The sequence below is a fragment of the Paraflavitalea sp. genome, assembly GCF_059502485.1.
Genome location: NZ_JCACET010000008.1, coordinates 938,917 through 960,575 on the forward strand (window position 1 = coordinate 938,917; position 21,659 = coordinate 960,575).

19 protein-coding genes are annotated in these 21,659 nt (G+C 44.1%); all 19 read left to right on the forward strand.

Going from position 1 to position 21,659, the window contains the following annotated elements; all coding sequences use genetic code 11:
- Position 1: 1 nt before the first annotated feature.
- The 19 genes from AC5JBY_RS06690 (at position 2) to fcl (ending at position 21,642) form a co-directional block, all read left to right on the forward strand.
- A complete protein-coding gene (locus AC5JBY_RS06690) occupies positions 2-1,036 on the forward strand; it encodes a glycosyltransferase (protein WP_495903786.1) in 1,035 nt (344 codons plus the stop codon).
- A 3-nt stretch (positions 1,037-1,039) separates the two neighbouring features.
- Complete coding sequence (locus AC5JBY_RS06695) at positions 1,040-1,765, forward strand: FkbM family methyltransferase (RefSeq protein WP_495903787.1); 726 nt, start codon at positions 1,040-1,042, stop codon at positions 1,763-1,765.
- On the forward strand, positions 1,758-2,972 hold the full coding sequence (locus tag AC5JBY_RS06700) for a glycosyltransferase (RefSeq protein WP_495903788.1): 1,215 nt from the start codon (positions 1,758-1,760) through the stop codon (positions 2,970-2,972). Before AC5JBY_RS06695 ends, AC5JBY_RS06700 begins: the two co-directional genes overlap by 8 nt.
- 82 nt (positions 2,973-3,054) lie before the next feature.
- Positions 3,055-3,648 carry a hypothetical protein gene (locus AC5JBY_RS06705; protein ID WP_495903789.1) on the forward strand — a complete coding sequence of 198 codons (594 nt, stop codon included), beginning with the start codon at positions 3,055-3,057 and terminating at the stop codon, positions 3,646-3,648.
- Position 3,649: 1 nt separating this feature from the next.
- The gene (locus AC5JBY_RS06710) at positions 3,650-4,921 is read left to right on the forward strand and encodes a glycosyltransferase family protein (protein WP_495903790.1); all 1,272 of its coding nucleotides are present in this window, start codon (positions 3,650-3,652) and stop codon (positions 4,919-4,921) included.
- On the forward strand, positions 4,914-5,747 hold the full coding sequence (locus tag AC5JBY_RS06715) for an aldo/keto reductase (protein WP_495903791.1): 834 nt from the start codon (positions 4,914-4,916) through the stop codon (positions 5,745-5,747). Before AC5JBY_RS06710 ends, AC5JBY_RS06715 begins: the two co-directional genes overlap by 8 nt.
- 15 nt (positions 5,748-5,762) lie before the next feature.
- The gene (locus AC5JBY_RS06720) at positions 5,763-7,316 is read left to right on the forward strand and encodes a GMC oxidoreductase (protein WP_495903792.1); all 1,554 of its coding nucleotides are present in this window, start codon (positions 5,763-5,765) and stop codon (positions 7,314-7,316) included.
- A gap of 23 nt (positions 7,317-7,339) precedes the next feature.
- Positions 7,340-8,152 (forward strand): FkbM family methyltransferase, encoded by an 813-nt coding sequence (locus AC5JBY_RS06725; RefSeq protein WP_495903793.1) that lies wholly within the window; start codon positions 7,340-7,342, stop codon positions 8,150-8,152.
- Positions 8,153-8,210: 58 nt separating this feature from the next.
- Complete coding sequence (locus AC5JBY_RS06730) at positions 8,211-9,311, forward strand: glycosyltransferase family 4 protein (RefSeq protein ID WP_495903794.1); 1,101 nt, start codon at positions 8,211-8,213, stop codon at positions 9,309-9,311.
- Between the two features lie 89 nt (positions 9,312-9,400).
- On the forward strand, positions 9,401-10,366 hold the full coding sequence (locus tag AC5JBY_RS06735) for a glycosyltransferase family 2 protein (protein ID WP_495903795.1): 966 nt from the start codon (positions 9,401-9,403) through the stop codon (positions 10,364-10,366).
- Positions 10,363-11,769 carry a hypothetical protein gene (locus AC5JBY_RS06740; RefSeq protein WP_495903796.1) on the forward strand — a complete coding sequence of 469 codons (1,407 nt, stop codon included), beginning with the start codon at positions 10,363-10,365 and terminating at the stop codon, positions 11,767-11,769. The genes AC5JBY_RS06735 and AC5JBY_RS06740 overlap by 4 nt, the downstream gene beginning before the upstream one ends.
- A 192-nt stretch (positions 11,770-11,961) precedes the next feature.
- Positions 11,962-12,948: a glycosyltransferase family 9 protein gene (locus AC5JBY_RS06745; protein ID WP_495903797.1), complete on the forward strand. Its 987-nt coding sequence runs from the start codon at positions 11,962-11,964 to the stop codon at positions 12,946-12,948.
- A gap of 193 nt (positions 12,949-13,141) precedes the next feature.
- Positions 13,142-13,978, forward strand: coding sequence for a transglutaminase-like domain-containing protein (locus AC5JBY_RS06750; RefSeq protein WP_495903798.1), 837 nt, complete (start codon positions 13,142-13,144; stop codon positions 13,976-13,978).
- 48 nt (positions 13,979-14,026) lie between these two features.
- A complete protein-coding gene (asnB, locus tag AC5JBY_RS06755; protein ID WP_495903799.1) occupies positions 14,027-15,883 on the forward strand; it encodes an asparagine synthase (glutamine-hydrolyzing) in 1,857 nt (618 codons plus the stop codon).
- Positions 15,884-15,909: 26 nt separating this feature from the next.
- Complete coding sequence (locus AC5JBY_RS06760) at positions 15,910-17,049, forward strand: glycosyltransferase family 4 protein (protein WP_495903800.1); 1,140 nt, start codon at positions 15,910-15,912, stop codon at positions 17,047-17,049.
- A 3-nt stretch (positions 17,050-17,052) separates the two neighbouring features.
- A complete protein-coding gene (locus AC5JBY_RS06765) occupies positions 17,053-18,792 on the forward strand; it encodes a carbamoyltransferase family protein (RefSeq protein ID WP_495903801.1) in 1,740 nt (579 codons plus the stop codon).
- A 1-nt stretch (position 18,793) separates the two neighbouring features.
- A complete protein-coding gene (locus AC5JBY_RS06770) occupies positions 18,794-19,540 on the forward strand; it encodes a glycosyltransferase family 2 protein (RefSeq protein WP_495903802.1) in 747 nt (248 codons plus the stop codon).
- Positions 19,541-19,545: 5 nt separating this feature from the next.
- Positions 19,546-20,661, forward strand: coding sequence for a GDP-mannose 4,6-dehydratase (gene gmd / locus AC5JBY_RS06775; protein ID WP_495903803.1), 1,116 nt, complete (start codon positions 19,546-19,548; stop codon positions 20,659-20,661).
- A gap of 42 nt (positions 20,662-20,703) precedes the next feature.
- Positions 20,704-21,642, forward strand: a complete 939-nt coding sequence (fcl, locus tag AC5JBY_RS06780) for a GDP-L-fucose synthase (RefSeq protein ID WP_495903804.1) — start codon at positions 20,704-20,706, stop codon at positions 21,640-21,642.
- Positions 21,643-21,659 lie beyond the last annotated feature (17 nt).

Consider the following 21,659-nt stretch of genomic DNA (forward strand, 5'->3'; position numbering starts at 1 on the left):
TATGCGCATTTTGTTGTTAATGGACCCTTCTATTCCTGTGCCCCCTATTCATTATGGAGGAATAGAGCGTGTGATTGCAGATATTGCCAATAAGTACGCAGAGATGGGGCATGAGGTTACCCTGGTAGCCGGCCCCAATTCCAAATCGCCCGGACGATTGATCGAGTATGGTAAAAATGAGGATATACAGTCTATCAAGATCGATTATTCATTGCTCGGTAAAGTTGCACGTATATTGTATAAAGAGATCGGCAGTCATGATGTGATCCATAATTTCGGAAGGTTGGCATGGTTGTTTCCCATTGCCTGGTCACGCATACGAAAAGTACAAACCTACATGCGGTATATTACGCCTTCCAATATAAGTGGCTTGAACCGGATGCGGGTACGCAACCTTACTTACACGGCGGTTTCCGATGCGATTGTCAAAACCGGTAAACCTGGCGGTGGTGATTGGAAAACGGTATACAATTGTGCTCCGATAAGTCAGTTTACATTCAATCCTGTTGTAAATACTAATGATGCACCGTTGGTTTTTCTTGGCCGGCTGGAAAGGTGTAAGGGTGCGCACAGTGCTATCAAGGCGGCTAAGTTGACGGGCCGTAAGCTTATTATCGCCGGTAATATATCGCCTTTGAAGGAAGAGCAGGAGTATTTTGAAAAGGAATTGAAGCCGCAGTTTGATGGCGATCAAATCAAATACATTGGTGTAGTTAATAACGTGCAGAAGAATGAGTTGCTGGGACAGGCTGCTGCGATGTTGTTGCCTATCGAATGGTATGAGCCTTTCCCGGTAGTATTACCAGAGTCCTTTGCCTGTGGTACGCCTATTATCGCTTTTCGCAATGGTGGAGTGCCTGAAGGTATCCGGCATGGTGAAACTGGCTTCTTATGTGATACTCCTGAAGAAATGGCTTCCTTTATTAAGCAACTTGGTTCTATCAGCCGGACTGAATGCCGGACTGAAGCCGAAGAAAAATACAGTGATCATCGTATAGCTCTCGACTATCTAAATATTTACTCACAACAATTGTAATAAATGGCCAGATTATTATCTCTGATACCAGACTCAGTAAAACGTAAGATCAAATTACAACTGGGCGCGCCACATATATATTGGAGTATCGATAACCTAAAGCGTAATGGGTTTTCACCCAAGGTAATTGCTGATGTAGGTGCTTATGAAGGTGAGTTTACTACCGAAGTGCTTAAAACATTTCCTGATGCTACTTTCCACATGTTTGAGGCGAATCCTCAAAAAGAGGCAGGGCTGAAGAGTGTGCTGGCAAAATATCCGCAACACACCAAATTGCACATGAACTGTTTGGGTAGCAAGGCTGGCCAGGAAGTGTCTTTCCACCTGATGGAAACGGCCAGCTCTGTATTGGATGAGCATGTTGATCAGCACGCTCCTACGGTGGTGTTGAAAACAGAAACGCTTGATAATATTTTTACGGCGGCAGGTGTTGGCAAGGTAGATATGATCAAACTGGATGTGCAGGGATATGAAGTGGAAATATTAAAAGGTTTTGAAAAATACCTGCCTACCGTTGATGTGATCGTAACAGAGGTATCCTTACTGGACATCCATAAAGGGGTACCGCTCTTCAGAGATGTTATCAATTTTATGTACGACTACGGATTCGTTACTTATGATATTTGCTCGGTTTCTGCGAGGCGGCCATTGGATCAGGCGCTGTGGCAAACTGATCTGATCTTTGTAAAGGAAAACTCTGCATTGAGGGCTGACAAGCGGTATGCGTAAGCGAATTGTTATCGTGACTACCGGGCAGCCTTCGACCAACCCGCGGATGGTAAAAGAATATGAGACGTTGATCCGGGCTGGTTTTGATGTTCGTGTTGTATATGCATACTGGACTGATTGGGCTGTGAAAACAGACCAGGTGCTTTGGGAAAAGGGTGGCTTGAACCGGCATGATTTTACATTGGCTGGCGGCAGCCCGTACCAGGACAAAAGACAATATTGGCTGTCACGGGTTGTGCATAAACTGAGCAGGTCTATTGCCCACTACTGGCAGGGAGGGTTTGCTGCGTTTGCTATTGCACGACCTGCTTTTTTCTTATGGTGGTCTTTGCGAAAGATGGAGGCAGATCTTTACATCGCTCATAATCTTGGAGCATTGGCGCCTGCCGTATGGGCTGCTCGTAAATACAAGGGCGCCTGTGGATTTGATCTTGAAGATCTTTATAGTGGTCAGTTCGACCCAGCGGATCCCCTGCATGCTATGGCAGTATATCTCGAAAAGAAATACCTGCCTGCCTGCGACTACCTCATAGCTGCTTCTCCTCTTATCGCGGAAGCTTATCAATCTTTTGTTAACAAGCCTATTCCCGTTATCAATAATGTATTTGAGCGATCGTTTTTACAGCAGCCTGTAAAGAAAACGAATAAGGGTTTGCACCTGTTCTGGTTTTCTCAAACTGTAGGTGAGAACAGAGGGCTTGAAACTATTGTTGAGGCCATTAACCTGCTTCCTGATTGTGACATCTGCTTCCATCTTATAGGTGATTGTTCAGATGAGTACCGGCAAAAGCTCGGTAACTTGGCTGTCCGGAAAGAATCTGTTCAGTTTTTGCCACCTGTGCCAGCCGATGATCTGTTCGGTATCGCTGCCTCTTATGATATTGGCATGGCGGCTGAGGTGCCTCATAACGAAAACAGGGACAAATGCCTGACCAATAAGCTTTTTGTGTATCTCACGTCAGGCGTCTGCGTACTGGCATCCGATACACAAGCGCAACGTTTATTTATGGGCCAGCACCCGGGGATCGGATATTTATATGCTTATAACAATCCTCATGAACTTGCGGGATATCTGGACAGCTTGTATCGTGACCGGGATTATTTGTATCAATGCCGTCAGCAGGCTTACTCTATAGCGAAGGCAAAATACAACTGGGAGATGGAGGAAGAGTTGCTATTGAAGGAGGTGCGTGTTGTACTTAATTAGGGGTTCAGTCATTATATACCAAACCTAACATTAATAATTACTTTTTATGGCTTCGTCGTTTGTTAGTCAAATACCATGTATAGTGAATCTTATTTCTACGATCCGTCCTGGTACCGTCCTCGATATCGGAAAAGGTTTCGGGAAATATGGGTTTTTATTGCATGAATATATTGGTATTGACAGTAAGAAGAGACTGGACCCTTCTAAAAAGATGAAGGAGCAAAGCAACATCTCCATCGATGCTGTAGAGGTTGATCCTGATCTGATGTTGCCACATCTCGATCATTTTTATAATAAAATTCATTTCGGCAACGTGTTGGAGATATACAAACAGCTTCCCCGTTATGAGCTGATTATCATGATCGATATCATCGAGCATATTGAAAAGGCGGCTACAATCCCTATGCTGCAGCACTTTTTATCGCAGGGAAGTAGTGTGCTGATCTCGACTCCGCTTGATTTCTTTGAGCAAAAGTTGTATGAAAGTGAGTATGAGAACCACGTTTCTCACTGGACAAAGAAAGATTTTGAAGGGTTGGCAACTGTGCAGGTACAGTACTTTGGTGATGGAGCAGTTTATTTTGTTTCCAGGCAACAAAAGAACCTTGGAAGTTTTGGGAACGGGCTGTCCAAAAAGATAAAACGTGTACTCAGAGCGGTGAAGAATGAGCTTTAATTTGAAAAATGTATTGATCATATCTCCGCATTTCCCTCCTTCTAACCTGGCGGCGGTTCATCGTTCAAGATTGTTTGCTCAGCACCTTCCTGCATTTGGATGGAAGCCAGTTGTGTTAACTGTTCACGAGGATTATTATGAGGAGGCATTGGATCCCAATCTTGCCAGGCTGTTGCCTGATGACCTACTTATTGAAAAGGTAAAAGCATTTAAGGTCGGTCGCCCCCGTGTAGTAGGAGATATTGGTTTGCGTTCTTTTTTTCAGTTATATAAAAAGGCAAAAAGGATCATCAGATCTCATCAGATCGACTTTCTATATATCCCTATTCCCTCATTTTATGTGGCGCTGCTGGGAAGATGGCTTCATGCCTCAACAGGTGTTTCGTATGGGATAGACTATATCGATCCGTGGGTGCATCGTTTTCCAGGAAGCGACAAATTATTTTCCCGCCATTGGTTCAGTACTAAACTGGCTGGCTGGCTGGAACCCATTGCTGTAAAAAATGCTTCGCTGATAACCGGTGTCGCTGAGGGTTATTATACCGGTGTTAAAGAGCGTAATCCTCATTTGATCAAAACCTGTGTGTTTGGCGCCATGCCTTACGGTGGTGAGAAGAGGGACCATGAAAAGGTAAAAGAGCTCGGATTGCGGCCTTACTTATTTGACGCAAAGCCTGACAAGCTGCAGTTGGTGTATGCTGGCGCTATGCTGCCCAAGGCTTATGAGCCGCTCGAGAAAATGTTCGCGGCCATATCGTCGGTCCCTGATGTTTTTGAAAACCTGGAAATCCATTTCATTGGTACAGGTAAAACGCCTGATGATGCTGAAGGGTATAATATAAAACTACTGGCTGAGCGGTATGGATTGTGGGGTAAGGTCATATTCGAGTATCCTAAACGTATTCCTTATTTGGATGTGTTGGTGCACCTGAACATCGCCAGTGGTATTTTTATATTAGGAAGCACGGAAAGGCATTACACGCCTTCGAAGGTCTTTCAGGGCATATTGTCCGGCAAGCCATTGCTGGCGCTTTTGCATAAAGATTCAACTGCCTTACAGGTTATACAAAGTACGGGTGCCGGGATTTGCTATCCTATCGACCCTGAGCATTTGGACGAATTACCTCAAGGATTTATTGAAACTTATAAAGCATATACATCCTGGATAAAGGGTTTTCGTCCTGCATCTGTTAAAATGGATGCTTTAGAACAATACTCTGCAGCCTCTGTCACTCATACACTCGCAAACTTATTAGATCAAGCTTATGCCTGACCTGCGTCATAAGTTGGGGTTTGGGACTGCCGGCATAACAAGCATGAAGAGTTATGGGGCTGTGATACGGTTGCTGGAAACAGCATTCGATGGTGGCATCACCCATTTCGATACAGCACCCCTGTATGGACAGGGATATGCGGAAGATATTACAGGCCGGTTTATAAAGAACAAGCGGGATCGGGTAACGATCACTACCAAATTTGGATTGGGCGCTATTAAGCGGTTGACTGTTCCGGCCACTATAGCCTTAACATTAAATCACTACCGGAAAGCGCTTAAAAAGGCTCCTGCTGTTCAACAGTTGCCGGTGGATGATGCGCCTCCGGAATTGCTATCTTATCGAAGTATATCAGCCGCAGATGTCAGGAATAGCCTGACACAAAGCTTACAGCGGTTAAGAACAAATTATATCGATTATTATTTCCTGCATGAAGGACTTCCGGGTTTTCTGGAGCCTGCTGCCAGGGAATATTTATTTGACCGACGACAACAAGGGATCATCCGTTTTCTGGGAGTGGCAACCAATAGCCATAACCTGCTTACTCAAAAACCTGAGGAACTAAGCAAATGGGATGTTTTGCAATACGAAGCTGGTGATGGTGGGGCGCAGCTCCTGCAGCTATTTCCCGGTAAGCAACACTTTTTGCATAGTTGTATGAAAGGCTTGCATAAGCAAGCTGGAGCTAAGACTACTCAGTATGCAGGAGGGCACCGGCTTGCTACGTATGCAAAAGATCCTTTGAATAGTAAATTGATCTTTTCGACAAGAAGAATAGAAATATTGAAGCAGAACCTGGAAGGGTTCAACACTAACACGCAATAGTAATTTGATTTTTGGATGCCAGCTATCGACTTAAATAACGAGCCTATTCAGTTTTCGCAGGATGTTCTGTTCGATGTTGTCATTACAGGCGCCGGTGCTGCCGGTATATTATTGGCCATCGAATTGTCGAAGAAAGGGAAAAAGGTATTGTTATTAGAATCCGGACATTTTTCGGAAGATGAACAGCGGCAGGAATTGAATACGGTAGAACAAACGGGTAAGAATTTATCAAACGCTGTTTGGGGCCGTAAGCGGGCAATTGGTGGCACTACGATTGCCTGGGGCGGGCAGTCTCTTCCTTTTTCTCCATTGGATTTCACGATCAGGGATTGGGTGAATAACAGTGGGTGGCCGATCACATACAATGACCTGCACGATTATTATACGAAGGCCAATGAGTTCATGAAGATCGATACTAAAGATTATGAAGATGATATTTTGAACTTGTTTGGTATCAAGAAGCCTCCTTTTAAGGATGAGCTATTAAAGTATCACTTTTCCAAGTGGGCACCACAGCCCAATTTTAAACAATTGTATTGGGAGCAACTGAAAACATCCGTCACTGTTGTATACAATGCCGTATTGACCAGGATTAATTTTGATGCAGCCGCAGGGATTGAAAGCATTGAGGTCAGCAATTTCAAGCAGAAGGTGTATGTTATCAAGGCTCATAGGTTAATCATTGCGGCCGGTGGTATTGAAACAAATCGTATTCTTTTAAGTAACAGACACCAGACTCCCAGCGGTATCGGGAATCATTCCGGTTGGTTGGGTAAGTGTTTTATGGATCATCCTTGTATTAAGGTGGGTACGGTGGTAACAAAGCATCCTTACAGGCTACAGTCATTATTCAATACGCATGTAAAAGGCGGGAGAAAATATTCTATAAGGATAAGTGCTGCGGAAGGGTTGCAACAACAGAATCGGGTGTTGAACGGGTCGGCGAGTATTATGTTTGATTATCCTGGCGAAAGTTTCGATCCGTATGCAGAAATAAGACGGTTCATGCAAAGCCGTAAAATAGGCTCTGTTAAAACGTTAGCGGGGAGTGCGAACAGTTATTTGTTTAGCGCTTTCGCATATGTTTCCGGTCATTTTGTTTATAAACACCGGGCGAACGGAAGTTTGGTATTGATGCTGGAGCAAGAGCCTATACGAGATAGCTATATTGGGCTATCAGAAAAACGTGATCAGTTTGGTATTCCACAAGCGCTGATCAATTGGAAGTTAAATCATAAAGCCTGGGATACCGTCATGAGGATGTCTACTGTACTTGGCGAGGAAATAAGCCGGCTTTCTCTTGGGCAAGTAAAGCCCGAGGCTTATATCACAAAGGACAATCCTGATTGGGAAAGTTGTTTGACTGATGTCAATCATCACATGGGAGGAGCGCGGATGAGTGGCGCTGCAAGCAATGGTGTGGTTGATAAGGACCTGCAGGTATGGGGACATAAAAATCTATATGTGTGCAGTGCTGCTGTGTTTCCGACTGCTTCACATTCGAATCCTACGCTTACTGTATTGGCTTTAGCCTACAGGTTAGTAAATAAAATTGCATTAGAAAATTAAATAAAGGCTACAAAATATTATTTATGTCCATGATTAAGACTGCCGTAAAGCAATTGGTGTATTTGCTTGTGCCAAAAAAGAATGGGTTCAGTGATTTGAGGGTAATGTCAGGACCTGCCAAAGGAGCAATACTCCGATTGGATGTTCGGGTCAATGGATCTTATTGGTTAGGTAATTATGATCAATGGATCTTTGACCGGGTCAAGTTTGATCAATACATTAAGCCTGGAGATGTGGTTTGGGATTGTGGCGCCTATGTAGGCTATTATACAGCTACTTTCAGAAAGATAGCTGGTGAAAAGGGTAAGGTGCATACGTTTGAGGCATCGGCTGACAACTATGAAACGTTGAAGGCTTTACCCGGAAATAACAAATGGTCCAATGTCAACATCCATTATCTGGCGGTTGGGCCTGATCATACCGAGCTTCAGTTTGTGAATAATTTGCAGGGTTCTTCAGGGCCTTATGGACTGGGGAAAAACTACCGTGAGTCTGCGGCTGAGCTTAGTTTATCGAAGGTGGCTTGTAGTGGGGTAGATGAGTTGGTGTTTGAAAGGGGAATTGATATGCCTGATTTTATAAAGTTTGATCTGGAGTCCGCTGAAGAATTCGCACTACACAACGGGGATCGCGTATTTAAAGAAAAACGGCCTGTCATATTGCTTGAACTGCACGGGCCAAAGACAAAAGAAGCCGCCGGGTTGTTTTTTGAAAAGTATAATTATAAGGGATTGCTTTTGCATGAGATGCCTGATATAAAGAATGAGATACGGTCAAGGGAAGACTTCAATAAAGTTGAAGGTGTTCCTCACATGGTACTTTGTATTCCCTGTTGATATGCGGCTTGCTATTATTACCTCACACCCTATTCAATACAACGCACCCTGGTTCCGGTTGCTGGCTCAAACCGGGCGAGTAAGAGTCAAGGTTTTTTACACCTGGGAACAGTCTGCGAAAGGAGATAATCATGACCCTGGTTTCGGGAAAGTCATTAAATGGGATATCCCTTTGTTAGATGGCTATGAGTATACTTTTGTAAAAAATATATCAACAGATCCCGGCACCCATCATTTTAAAGGGATCATCAATCCTTCATTGATCTCTGAGGTTGTGGCCTGGAAAGCTGAGGCCATTCTGGTATTTGGCTGGAGCTTCAAGAGTCATTTGGGCGCCATGCGTTTTTTCCACGGGAAAGTCCCTGTTCTTTTCAGGGGTGATTCTACCCTGTTGGATGAACAGACGGGTATAAAAAAACTCCTTCGGCGCATTTTTCTGAAATGGGTATACAGGCATATCGATCATGCGTTGTATGTTGGGACTAATAATAAGGCGTACTTCAAAGCACTGGGGCTGAAGGACAATCAGCTTGTTTTTTCTCCTCATGCAATAGATAATAGTCGTTTTATAGATGAAGAAGGGGATTATGCTTTGCGTGCAAGGGATTGGAGAAAGGAGCTGGGATTCAAGGACGACGACATCGTTGTTTTATTTGCCGGTAAGCTGGAACCTAAAAAGAATCCTGGTATAATTTTAAAAGTAGCTGCCAGGGTAAGTGATATAAGGTTAAAGTTCTTACTGGTAGGGAATGGGGAATTGGAGGAGGAGCTTAAAAAAGAAGCTGCTGCGTTATCCAATGTCCGATTCCTGGATTTTCAAAATCAACAATTGATGCCTGTTGTGTATAGGCTGGGCGATATTTTTCTTCTTCCTTCTGTTGGACCAGGCGAAACCTGGGGGCTGGCACTTAATGAAGCCATGGCGGCAGGCCGTGCTGTGATTGCCAGCGATAAGGTGGGAGGCGCCATTGATCTCATCCAATCTGGCGAAAACGGATATATCTTTTCTAATAGAAGTGTTGATGCTTTATACGAGCAGTTGTTGAAAGCGTGTTCGAACTTTAAGCCGATGGGTAAGCGTTCTGAAGCCCTTATACTTTCATGGAACTTTACTGGGATCACGAACTCTATTTATTCCATTCTAAAAGTTGAGAAGTGAGTACACTCCATGAGGTTAAAACCGATCAATTGTACATTGTTGCAAAGGTTTACAGGATTTTATATGTCAGTAAAAAAAGGATTGTATAGATGCATCCAATAGTTGTGATATTGCCTGTGTATAATGGCGGGCAGTATTTGAAGCTTTCAGTAGAGTCTGTATTGAATCAGACATTTCGGGATTTTGCCTTCTATATATTAGATGATTGCTCCACCGATGAAAGCTGGGCCTACCTGAACTCACTGCAGGATACACGTGTCAAGCTATTCCGGAACGAAAAAAATAGAGGACTTTTTTATAATCTTAATTTTCTGATCAAAAACTCCACGTCTTCTCTTATCAAACTTTGGTCGCAGGATGATATTATGTATCCTGGGTGCCTGGCGAGGACGGTTAGTTTTCATCAACAATATCCTCAAATTGGTTTTAGCTATTCCGGCAGGCATTATATCGATGGTGATGGTGCATTTATGAATCAGGAAGTCGTAGACCGGACTCCTGAGATCGTTTCAACTACTTTACATAGCCGGATCGCTTTTTATACGGGTTCTATCGCCGGTAATATTGCTAATGTAACTTTAAGCAGGGCTGCTGTAGATAAAGTAGGATTATTTAATGAGGGCATGAAGATAAGTGGCGACTTCGACATGTGGGTAAGGCTTGCACGTGACCATGAGACGGGATTCATCAATGAGCCATTGATACAATTGCGGGATCATAAAAATCAGCTTAGCCGGCAAGAGAAGTATTACGTTTTTCATTTAAAAGAAGACCTGCAGGTATATGATTATCTGCTTGGTTATGTGAGTCCTGATGAACGGGTGGAGGGCCGCCAGCTATTGCGTAATTTTAAGCTGTTGTTTTATTATACGTTAATGGTAAAAGCTTTGCTGAAGGGCCGGTTTAAAACTTTTTCCCGGTTTTATGGGTCTTTGGCTGCTTTTGACAATATGGGAGCACTAACGTTTAGTTTTTTGAGGCAACGCGTCTTTCAACGCGCCAGATACAATTCTCCTTTCCGGGATAACGCTGAAATAATAGAAAAGAACGTATGAATGTAGCAATCAAGGAGAAAAGGAAGATATCATGGTCTGTTATTTCCCTGATATTGCTTCTATGTGGCAGCATGCTCATGCTGAAGAATGGGGTTTACCTGTTTACCTGCATGTCTACTCTTATCCTGATCTTCTTATTGTTGTGGCGTAATAACCGGCCTGGTGTCCTGCTGTTTGCTTTTGTGATGCAATGGACACAGATCATAGCGTATGTGGTGTGGATGAATGTGCGGGGGGTAGACATTAATTTTCTGTCGCCTCATGCTGATATTGCTGTTGTGGTGAGTTGCCTGGGGCTATTGGCGATGGCAGCAATCGTTTCAAGGGGTGTTAAGAATCTGCCGGTGCCTTCGCGTCAAAAGCTCGCAGAAGAGGCTTCGAGGATCAATGAAAGGAAGATATTGTTCCTTTATTTAGGTTCTACGCTTTTTCTCAGTTCAATCGGCTTTATTCTGGGAGCTTCCAGTGGGTTGACCCAGATACTCGTTACTTTATCTTCTCTCAAATGGATATTTTTCCTGGTATATGGGTATGTAGCATGGCTTAATAAGAAGAACCGGCTTGTGCTGGGCATTATGATCGTTTATGAGTTTGCCACTTCTCTGTATTCTTATTTTTCCAGCTTTAAGCAGGTAATTCTGATCGTCATTATCCTGGCGATCACTTTTATCGCAACTATTAAACTGCGGCAGATCTTTTACTCGTTGATCGTAATGTTGTTGCTTGGCTTCATGGGGGTAACTTGGTCGGCTATAAAAAGCGATTATCGTAAGTATGTGAGTGGGGGGCAAAAACAACAGGTGGTGGTGGTGAGCCGGGAGGATGCGCTTAGTAAGATTGGCGAGGAGGTGTCGGGCCTTACTGCGCAGCGGTATCAGTTTGCTATAATGATAACACTATACCGGGTGCAATATATTTTCCACCTGGCGCGTACCATGGACCGGGTACCTAAAATACTACCTCATGAGAATGGGAAGCTTTGGGCCAGCAACCTTGGCTTTATTCTGCTGCCGAGGATCCTCTTTCCTAATAAGCCTATTTTCGATGCTACCCAGAAAACCAATAAGTACACGGGATTAAATTATGGTGGTTATACCAAAGGAACTTCTTTTGGTATTGGATACTTTGCAGATTGTTACATTGATTTTGGATATATCGGTATGGTAATACCGCTGGCGTTGATCGCTCTTTTTGTAACAATGATATACAGGGTATTGTATAATTTTTCTTCGTTGAATATCCTGTTTCGTTACGCGTTAATCAATGTTTGTTTATTCAACTTTACTTCTTTTGAATCGGACGGGATCATTGTAATAGGGCGGTTGTTGATCACTTTCCTGGTGTTTTGGGCGATAAGCCGAACCATATTTCCCCGGATCCAGCGGTGGTTGTATAAGAAATAATATCTATTAGTGCGAGTCAGCAGCGAAAAAAGATCTCTGGGTGCAGCCATTAAATTATGGATTGTATTAGCGGATTACCGTGTAAGCAATTGGGTAGTCAATGTTTTTCGTAAGCTCTTATTTAATAAACCCAAAGCGCCGGGCAGGATCCTTGTTTTTAGAACTGGCTCTCTGGGAGACAATTTGTGTGCTATGCCTGCGATAATAGCTATCCGTAGGCAGTTCCCAACAGCGCAACTGGATATATTGGCTAATGCCGGTAAAGCAAACCTCGTTACACTGGAAAAGTTATTGAATCCGGCCAGTTACGACTCTATTATTGACTATTTCGGGTATAGTAAAAAGAGCCTCTTTTCTATATTGCGGCAAAAAAGGTATGATACTATCATTTATCTGCCGCAAACGGGTATTACCTTTTTCAGATTGATCCGGGATATGTTTTTTTTCCGATTCGTTGCCCGCAGTGGTTTTGGCTGGGAGAAGTCGCAGGTTAATTATTGGCGGCAAACGCAAGAGAAGTTTATTGCATTTGAAAATGAAATAACGCGTTTGAATACGTTGTTAACGAAAAATGGCATTAAGGTTAATGATAATGATTTCCCGCTGTATGTTCAACAAGCTGACCAGCAATACGTAGATGAGTATTTCGAAAAGCAGGGTATTAGCGACAAGCGAAAAAATATTGCGGTGGTGGTAGGGGCTAAGCGCCCGCAAAACCGGTGGCCGATCCATTATTTTAAAGCGGTAATTGATCACTTCAATAAAGATTATCATATTATTTTGGTTGGCGGGCCAGAGGACAAGGCATTAACAGTTGCATTCAAAGGGATGGAAAATATTTTTGACTGTTGCGGGTATTTTACACCGATACAAAGCACGTTGGCATTGAGTAAATGCTGTTTGACCATCAGCAATGATACCGGCCCTATGCACCTATCCTACGCAGTTGGTACGCCTACTATTGCTTTATTTAGCTCACGCGATTTTCCGGGAAAGTGGTTTCCGCCTGACAATCCCTCTAACCGGGTTTTTAGAAGCCCGGATGTTCACTGTTCGCTGTGCCTAAGCGAAACATGTAAAAATAACATATGCATGCAGGATATATCACCAATACGAGTCATAACCGAAGTTGAAAGTTTATTGCAGCAGTTGAAACCAAGTTTCACTTCAGTTATTTAAATATAGTCTGTTCTTTAATGTTATTTTAATTATAGATTGAATACGCCCGGTTATTTTTTAGTAATTATGCAGAACGCAATTTTACATCTCACATTGATGCTCAACCATTATTGTGCTATGCTTAGAGGTACGATTGTGCTACTCCTAAATCCGATACCGACAGTAAATCCAATATGTGCATTGTCGCTATCTCATGAAATTCATTCATCGCATAATCCGGCCGAATTCATTTCTTGTACGAAGAAAAAAGTATATACTTATTTTTCTGAATGGGTTTCTTATTGCATGTCTCTTACACTTCTATACCGAAAAACAATACGAACGAAGGCTTTTTTCCTCTTTAGCCGCTTATATCCAAAATTCAGTTGCCGCTCCAACGGAAGACAGTATTCTTACCAGGAGTGTACGCCTGGTACATGAGTTGAGTGTAGAAAGGGCGGCTATATTTGGTCAGCATCCGGTGAAAGGAATAAAAGCCAGTTATATTCAACCTGTGAGTTTTGATCTGATGACGGGGCAGGGCGCCTGTGGTAGCAACGCTTACGTGTTAGGGCGCTTGTTACAAGAAATGAATATTGAAGTGCGCTTTCCGCAAATGACAGTAAATGGTCAAAATGCAGGGCATATTCTGATCGAAGCCAAAACCTCTTACGGGTGGGCTATTTTAGATGCCTCGTTTAATACTTTTTTCAGAAAACTAAACGGAGAGTTGGCCAGTTTTGCTGATGTACAGTCGGATTGGGCTAATTATAGCAGTCAGTTGCCTGTCGATTATGATATGTCTTATCGGTACGAAGGGGTACGCTATACTAATTGGGACAAAATCCCGGTTTTGATGCCCCTGATCAAAAACATACTGTATTGGACGATGGGTAAGGAAAAAACGGATAGTTATTCTCTCCGTAGTCTTGGTTTAAAGAAATACAATCTCTTATTTAATATTACTCTTGGCGCCTATATATTGGTGTGCCTGTTTACCACCAATTCATTCATAAAGGCCAGAAGAAGGAAAGCGGCTTTGGCCAGTTGATGCCAATATCCTGCCGCCTATCTATTTCCATAACATCATTATTACCACATGTGCGGCATAGCCGGTATCCTTTATTTTAATAGGCCCGTGCCTGAGCAGTCTGTTATTAAAAAAATGACAGATGCCATGGCGCATCGCGGACCAGATGCTCATAATGATTATGTGCAGGGCCGGATTGCATTGGGTCATCGCAGGCTCTCCATTATCGATCTGTCTGATGCAGCTAATCAACCTTTTGCTGATCATACAGGACGTTACAGGGTTGTATTCAACGGTGAGATATACAATTTTCAGGAAATCAAAGCCAAGCTTACAGATTACCCATTTACCACCAATGGCGATACAGAGGTACTGTTGGCTGCTTATATAAAGTGGGGGGTAGACAGCCTTACTTATTTGAAAGGGATGTTTGCCTTTGTGATCTGGGATACTGTGACTGAAGAGTTGTTTATTGCGCGGGATCGCATGGGCGTAAAGCCGGTTTACTACTTTATAAATGATGAGTATTTTCTTTTTGCTTCTGAGATAAGGGGTATTCTGGCCAGCGGTCTTGTCCCTGCCAGACTTAATACGGCAGCAGTGAGGGAGTTTCTGAGTTATCAATCAGTGGGTTTTCCTTTATCGGTGATTGAAAATATTGTGCAGCTTGATGCTGGTTCCTGTATTACCATTCGCGGTAAAAAAGCAAGCACTCAAAAGTATTGGGATATCAAGGCTACTGATACCGGGGGGGACTATCACGACAGGAAGCAGGTATTGCAAAATATTCGTAATCTGTTAAGGAACTCGGTAGAACGGCGGCTGGTAAGTGATGTACCTATCGGTGCTTTCTTGTCGGGGGGGATCGATTCAAGTGCTGTAGTTGGCTTGATGGCAGAGGTAAGTGAATCCAGGCCAAACACTTTTACCATAGGATTTAGTGAGAAAGAATTTGATGAATCGGAGTATGCCGCACAAATAGCCAGGAAGTTTAATACCCGTCACAACCAGGTATTGCTGAAGCCTTCGGTTTTTCTCGATGAGCTTACCAATGCATTGGATGCTATGGATACTCCCAGCGGAGATGGTATCAATACTTATGTGGTATCGAAAGCCATCCGGCAAAGTGGACTCACTGTTGCATTATCGGGGGTAGGAGGTGATGAGTTATTTGCCGGTTATCCATTCTTTAGTCAATATTTGCAGTTAAGAAAGTTTAATAAGGTATGGGGCGTTGCTGGTTTGGCGCGCCAACTGGTTGCTGCTGCTTATTCATTCAAGGGGTCTAACAAAGCAGGCAGGCTGCAGCAATTGTTGCGGGCTCCCTCCTGTTCGATCGCCTCTTTTTATCCTGAATTCAGGAGGATATTTTCCCCATCATTACTATCAAAGTTGACTCATCTGAGTGGCACCACTGCGCTTGAACAGAACCTGCAGGGCCTGAATGGCAGTTTTGAAAAGTTTCCTGCATTGAGCCAGGTTTCTATTGCTGAATATCTTGGATATACCCAACATACCTTGCTGAAAGATACCGACCAGATGAGTATGGCGGTTTCTCTTGAGGTTCGTGAGCCATTTTTTGATCATGACCTTGTTACTTATGTACTGGGTATTCCTGATGATCTGAAGTTCCCTCATACTCCGAAAAGCTTGCTGGTGGATTCTTTGCAGGGGTTATTGCCTCCAGAGATCGTTCACCGCCGTAAGCAAGGGTTCCTGTTTCCCTGGGCTGTGTGGATGAAGCGCGAACTGCATGATTTTTGCGATCTGCGCCTGCAACGGATGGCTCAGCGTGATTTTATACAAGGGAAGCCGCTGTTGGATTATTGGGCACGTTTTAAGAAAGGTGACCCGGAAGTGAGATGGATGGAATTGTGGCTGTTTGTGGTGTTGGAATACTGGATGGAGAAGAATGGGTTCAATTGATTTTTATTTCCTCTTAAGTAAAGGTTGTGCGTAAGATCGTATTGGTATTTATAGATTGGTTCGACCCTGGTTATAAGGCCGGCGGACCAATCCGTTCTGCTGTGAACTTTGCAAAGCATATGCAGCATGATTGTGATGTATATGTTTTCACAGGCGACAGAGACCTGGGGGCTACCGCTCCTTATGAGGGCGTTCAGGTAAATAAATGGCTTCCGTATGATGAGCGGGTAAAGGTCTTTTATTGCACGCCCGATCTTCTTAATATGTCGACGGTTACCAGGGTGATTGACGAACTGAGGCCTACCGTTATTTACCTCAACAGCATGTTCTCGAAGTTTTTCACGATCTATCCTTTGCTGGTGAGCAGACGTAATCAGTGGAATGCAAAGGTGGTACTGGCGCCAAGAGGTATGTTGAGGAGAAGTGCTCTTCAGTTCAAATCAACAAAGAAGAAGATTTACCTGCGTGTGTTTAAAATACTTGGTTTTCACCGGCATATTGACTTTCAGGCAACGGATGCGACCGAGTATGCGGATATAAAAAAGGTATTTGGTGCCGGCGCTCAAGGGCTGCTGGCTCCCAACTGGCCGGGTTATGTGCCTCCCTACACAGGCAGCTTGCTTAAAAAGCCCGGAGAGTTAAAAGTCATTTTCATAGGCCGGCTGCATCCCATCAAGAATCTTGATTTCTTACTGGAGTGTCTGCAACAGGTGCAGGGAAATGTTTTATTGACGGTGGTAGGCAGTGAAGAGGATAAGGCTTATGCTGTCCGTTGCAGGGAAATGGCAGCATCGTTGCCGGAAGGCGTGCAGGTTGATTTCAAAGGCGAAATACCTAATAGTAATTTGCCAGCCATTATTGCTGAACATCATATTATGGGCCTCCCTACGCAGGGTGAAAACTTTGGGCATGCCATTTTTGAAGCACTGGCGGGTGGTAAACCGGTATTGATCAGTGATCAGACTCCGTGGAGAAACCTGCAGGCTGTGAAGGCTGGTTGGGACCTGCCTTTGCAAGAACCGCAGCAATTTGTAGCGGCATTGCAAATGGCTATTGGTTTTAAACAGGCTGAATATGATCAATGGTCATTGGCTGCCTGGCAACATGTTGAGAACACGATCAATAAAGAAGAGCTAAAAATAATTTATCAAAAGTTATTTAACTAAGAGATGTACATACTTGGAATTAATGCTTACCACGCTGACTCTTCAGCTGCTATTTTTAAGGACGGAATTATGATTGCTGCTACGGAAGAGGAACGTTTTCGCCGGGTTAAACATTGGGCGGGCTTTCCTTCAATGGCTGTGCAGTTTTGCCTCGATGAAGCAGGTATTACTTTGGCCGAGGTAGATCATATTGCTATTGGTCGCGATCCTTCTGCAAAATTCCGCAATAAGATCTTGTACCTGCTAAAGAACCCGGGTGGTGGTTGGAATGCAGTAATTGATCGCCTTAAGAATGCGCGTAAGGTGTCGTCGCTGGAAGATGAGTTCATGATGTTCAAGGGAGCACCTGATAAAGCGGTGATCAAAAGTAAGATACACCAGGTAGAGCACCACCGGAGCCACCTGGCGTCTGCCTTTTTTGCTTCTCCTTTTGAAGAGGCAGCCCTGGTGTCTATCGACGGATCTGGTGACTTTACCACTACTATGATCGGTGTAGGTAAAGGAAATAAGATCGAGGTGTTGGATTCTGTAGACTTCCCTCATTCGGTAGGTCTGTTTTATACGGCTTTTACGCAGTTACTGGGTTTCCCGCATTATGGTGATGAATACAAGGTGATGGGGCTGGCGCCTTATGGGGAGGCCAAATATGTCGATAAGCTGCGGGATGTGCTTTGCTTTGATAACAGTAATGGGTTGTTTACCTTGAACCTTAAATATTTCCGTTCGGGCAAGCAGGGGATCGTTTCGTATGGCGACGACCATATTCCTGTAGTGGCCCCTCTTTATTCTCCCTACATGGAAGAACAATTTGGTGCTGTCCGTAAAAAGGAAGAGCCGCTTTCTCAATACCATAAAGACATGGCGGCATCCATACAACGGATCACCGAAGAGTTGATCTTCCATATATTGAATCATCTGCAGAAGAAGACCGGTTTATCTACCGTATGTATTGCCGGTGGGGTGGCACAGAATTCAGTAGCTAATGGTAAGATCACCCGCAATACCGGCTTTAAGCAGGTGTACATTCCTTCGGCGGGTCATGATGCCGGCATCTCCATGGGGGCTGCTTTGTATGTTCATAATCAACTGCTGCACCAGCCGAGGGCGACGCCTATCTGGTCGGCATATACCGGCAGCCGGTTTACCAATGAAGCTATCGAAGCATACCTGAAGTCGAGGAATATTGCTTATACCCGTTATTCAGATGAAGAGTTATATGAAAAAGTTGCCAACCGTTTAATCGATGCTGGCGTGGTGGGATGGTTCAATGGGCGGGCTGAATTTGGCCCCCGGGCATTGGGTGCCCGCTCTATCCTGGCCGACCCGCGCAGGCAGGATGCCAAAGAGCTGTTGAACTCGAAGATCAAACGCCGGGAAAGCTTCCGTCCCTTTGCTCCTTCTATTTTAAAAGAATATGTTTCAGAGTATTTTGAAGTGAATGATGATGTGCCTTTCATGGAGAAAGTGTTTCCCATCAAACAGGAAAAGCATGCCTCCATCCCTGCTGTAACGCACGTGGACGGTACAGGCCGCCTGCAAACGGTAGACAAGGCAGTCACTCCCCGCTATTATGCGCTGATCGATGCTTTCCGCAAGAAAACGGGCGTTCCTATTCTGCTCAATACCTCCTTCAATGAAAATGAGCCCATTGTAAACTCTCCTGAAAACGCGCTTGAATGTTTCCTTCGAACCAATATGGATATGTTGGTATTGGAGAATTGTGTGATCACAAGGAATGGTTAATATGAAAGTAACCATCATTACTGCCACTTTTAATAGTGCTTCTACTGTACGAGACACCCTGACGAGTATTGCCGGGCAATCTTATCAGCCCGTCGAGCACATCATTGTTGATGGGCTATCGAAGGATAATACCCTGGATATCGTAAACGAGTTCCCGCATGTGGCACGGGTAGTATCTGAAAAGGACAAAGGCATTTACGATGCCATGAATAAAGGCATACAAATGGCCACCGGAGAGGTGGTTGGTATATTGAATTCGGATGATTTTTACGACAATGGGGAAGTGCTTTCGCAAGTGATGGCTGCTTTTAATGACCCTTCTGTAGATGTTGTATATGGTGACTTGCAATATGTTAAGAAAAATGACGTTTATGTTGTCACCCGTAACTGGAAAAGCGGCCGATACAAACGAAAATATTTTTATTATGGCTGGATGCCCCCGCATCCGACCTTCTTTGTTCGGCGGAAGATATATGAAGCGGTAGGACTTTTCAACACTGATTTACGATCTGCAGCCGACTATGAAATGATGCTTCGCATCCTGGTGCGCTATAATGCCCGCGCAAGTTATGTGCCTCATGTATTGGTGAAAATGCGGGCTGGGGGTATGAGTAATGCATCTTTGAAGAACAGGCTGCGGGCCAACAGGGAAGACAGGAAGGCCTGGACCCTCAATGAGCTGAAACCATATTTTTTTACGACATGGTTAAAACCTATGCGTAAGATCATTCAATTTATAACCAGATAAACACTATGCCAAAAGTAGCTTTGATCACCGGCGTTACCGGTCAGGATGGAGCCTATTTAACCGACCTGTTGTTAAAGAAAGGATACATTGTACATGGTATTAAGCGCAGAAGTTCGCTGTTTAATACTGAACGTATCGACCACCTTTACCAGGATCCTCATGAGAAAAACGTGCAGCTGAAACTGCATTATGGTGATCTTACCGATTCCACCAACCTGATACGGATCATCCAGGAAACTCAACCTGATGAAATATATAACCTGGCGGCTATGAGCCACGTGGCTGTGAGCTTTGAGACTCCTGAGTATACTGCTAATGCCGATGGTATTGGTACGTTGCGTATCCTGGAGGCCGTGCGTTTACTGGGTCTGACTAAAAAAACCAAGATTTACCAGGCTTCTACTTCAGAATTATATGGAAAGGTGCAGGAAATCCCTCAATCTGAGAGAACTCCTTTCTACCCTCGTTCTCCTTATGCGGTAGCAAAAATGTATGCTTACTGGATAACGGTGAATTATCGTGAGGCTTACGATATGTATGCCGTAAACGGTATTCTGTTCAACCACGAATCTCCGCTGCGTGGTGAAACATTCGTGACCCGTAAGATCACCCGTGGTGTGGCGAAGATCGCCCTGGGATTGCAGGATAAAATATACCTGGGTAACCTCGATGCCAAGCGTGACTGGGGACATGCCAAAGATTATGTAGAGGCTATGTACCTGATCCTGCAACAACCTAAACCTGAAGATTATGTAATTGCTACCGGCGTGACTACTCCTGTACGCGAGTTTGTACGCATGGCCTTCAACGAAGTAGGTATCACGGTAGAATTCAAAGGCAAGGATGAAAAAGAGGTGGGTGTTATTACTGCCTGCAAGAATCCTGACTTCCAGGTGGAAATCGGTAAAGAGGTAGTGGCTGTAGATGCCCGCTATTACCGTCCAACAGAAGTAGACCTGCTGATCGGTGATCCTACCAAATCTCAAACCCAACTGGGCTGGAAACCTAAATATGATCTGGCTGGCCTGGTTAAAGAGATGGTTGCCAATGATGTGGAGCTGTTCAGAAAAGAGGTGCTGCTGAAGGATTCAGGCTATTATGTGCGTAACCAGTTTGAATAATAATTGAGCTAATTTTGTAGGTATTACAAGCTTTTTCAACTTATGAATAAGTCAGATAAGATATATATAGCAGGTCACCGCGGCATGGTAGGTTCAGCGATTGTTCGTAAACTGAAAGCTGAAGGTTTTACCAACCTGGTTGTACGTACATCCAAAGAGCTCGATCTGCGTAGCCAGCAGGCTGTAGATGAATTCTTTGCGCAGGAAAAACCTAACTATGTTTTCCTGGCAGCTGCCAAGGTTGGCGGCATCCAGGCTAATAATATTTACAGAGCCGATTTCATTTACGAGAATATCATGATCCAGAGCAATGTGATCCACGCTGCTTATGTGCAGGGTGTTAAAAAGCTCATGTTCCTTGGATCATCCTGTATTTATCCCAAACTGGCGCCGCAGCCGCTGAAAGAAGATTACCTGTTGACTGGTTTGCTGGAACCAACCAACGAGCCTTATGCTATTGCAAAGATCGCTGGTATCAAAATGTGTGATGCTTACCGGGCTCAATATGGTTGCAATTTCATTTCTGTGATGCCTACTAACCTGTATGGCCCTAATGATAATTACGACCTTAACAACTCACATGTATTGCCTGCCCTGATCCGCAAATTCCACGAGGCTAAAGTGAAAAATGATCCGGCAGTGGTAATGTGGGGAACAGGAAGCCCTCGCCGCGAGTTTCTGCACGCAGATGACCTGGCTGATGCCTGTTTTTACCTGATGCAAAACTATAATGAAGAAGGATTGGTGAATGTGGGCGTAGGTGATGATGTCACGATCAAGGAATTGGCGCTGATGGTGAAGGATATTGTGGGTTATAAAGGTGAGATACAACATGATCTTAGCAAGCCAGACGGAACTCCCCGTAAGCTGATGGACGTAACGAAGTTGCATAGCATGGGCTGGAAAGCAAAGATCGGGTTGTATGAAGGTATTAAGAACGTATACAAGGAATTCGAAAAGGCTGAAGCTGTAGCCCAATAATGATATTGATTTTCCGC

Excerpts from the sequence above, each read along its gene's own strand:
- AC5JBY_RS06720 (WP_495903792.1), top strand. The coding sequence starts at position 5,763 with ATGCCAGCTATCGACTTAAATAACGAGCCTATTCAGTTTTCGCAGGAT.
- AC5JBY_RS06695 (WP_495903787.1), top strand. The coding sequence starts at position 1,040 with ATGGCCAGATTATTATCTCTGATACCAGACTCAGTAAAACGTAAGATC.
- AC5JBY_RS06715 (WP_495903791.1), top strand. The coding sequence starts at position 4,914 with ATGCCTGACCTGCGTCATAAGTTGGGGTTTGGGACTGCCGGCATAACA.
- AC5JBY_RS06735 (WP_495903795.1), top strand. The coding sequence starts at position 9,401 with ATGCATCCAATAGTTGTGATATTGCCTGTGTATAATGGCGGGCAGTAT.
- AC5JBY_RS06725 (WP_495903793.1), top strand. The coding sequence starts at position 7,340 with ATGTCCATGATTAAGACTGCCGTAAAGCAATTGGTGTATTTGCTTGTG.
- AC5JBY_RS06690 (WP_495903786.1), top strand. The coding sequence starts at position 2 with ATGCGCATTTTGTTGTTAATGGACCCTTCTATTCCTGTGCCCCCTATT.
- asnB (WP_495903799.1), top strand. The coding sequence starts at position 14,027 with ATGTGCGGCATAGCCGGTATCCTTTATTTTAATAGGCCCGTGCCTGAG.
- AC5JBY_RS06765 (WP_495903801.1), top strand. The coding sequence starts at position 17,053 with ATGTACATACTTGGAATTAATGCTTACCACGCTGACTCTTCAGCTGCT.
- AC5JBY_RS06770 (WP_495903802.1), top strand. The coding sequence starts at position 18,794 with ATGAAAGTAACCATCATTACTGCCACTTTTAATAGTGCTTCTACTGTA.
- fcl (WP_495903804.1), top strand. The coding sequence starts at position 20,704 with ATGAATAAGTCAGATAAGATATATATAGCAGGTCACCGCGGCATGGTA.
- AC5JBY_RS06740 (WP_495903796.1), top strand. The coding sequence starts at position 10,363 with ATGAATGTAGCAATCAAGGAGAAAAGGAAGATATCATGGTCTGTTATT.
- AC5JBY_RS06700 (WP_495903788.1), top strand. The coding sequence starts at position 1,758 with ATGCGTAAGCGAATTGTTATCGTGACTACCGGGCAGCCTTCGACCAAC.
- gmd (WP_495903803.1), top strand. The coding sequence starts at position 19,546 with ATGCCAAAAGTAGCTTTGATCACCGGCGTTACCGGTCAGGATGGAGCC.
- AC5JBY_RS06745 (WP_495903797.1), top strand. The coding sequence starts at position 11,962 with ATGCCTGCGATAATAGCTATCCGTAGGCAGTTCCCAACAGCGCAACTG.
- AC5JBY_RS06750 (WP_495903798.1), top strand. The coding sequence starts at position 13,142 with ATGAAATTCATTCATCGCATAATCCGGCCGAATTCATTTCTTGTACGA.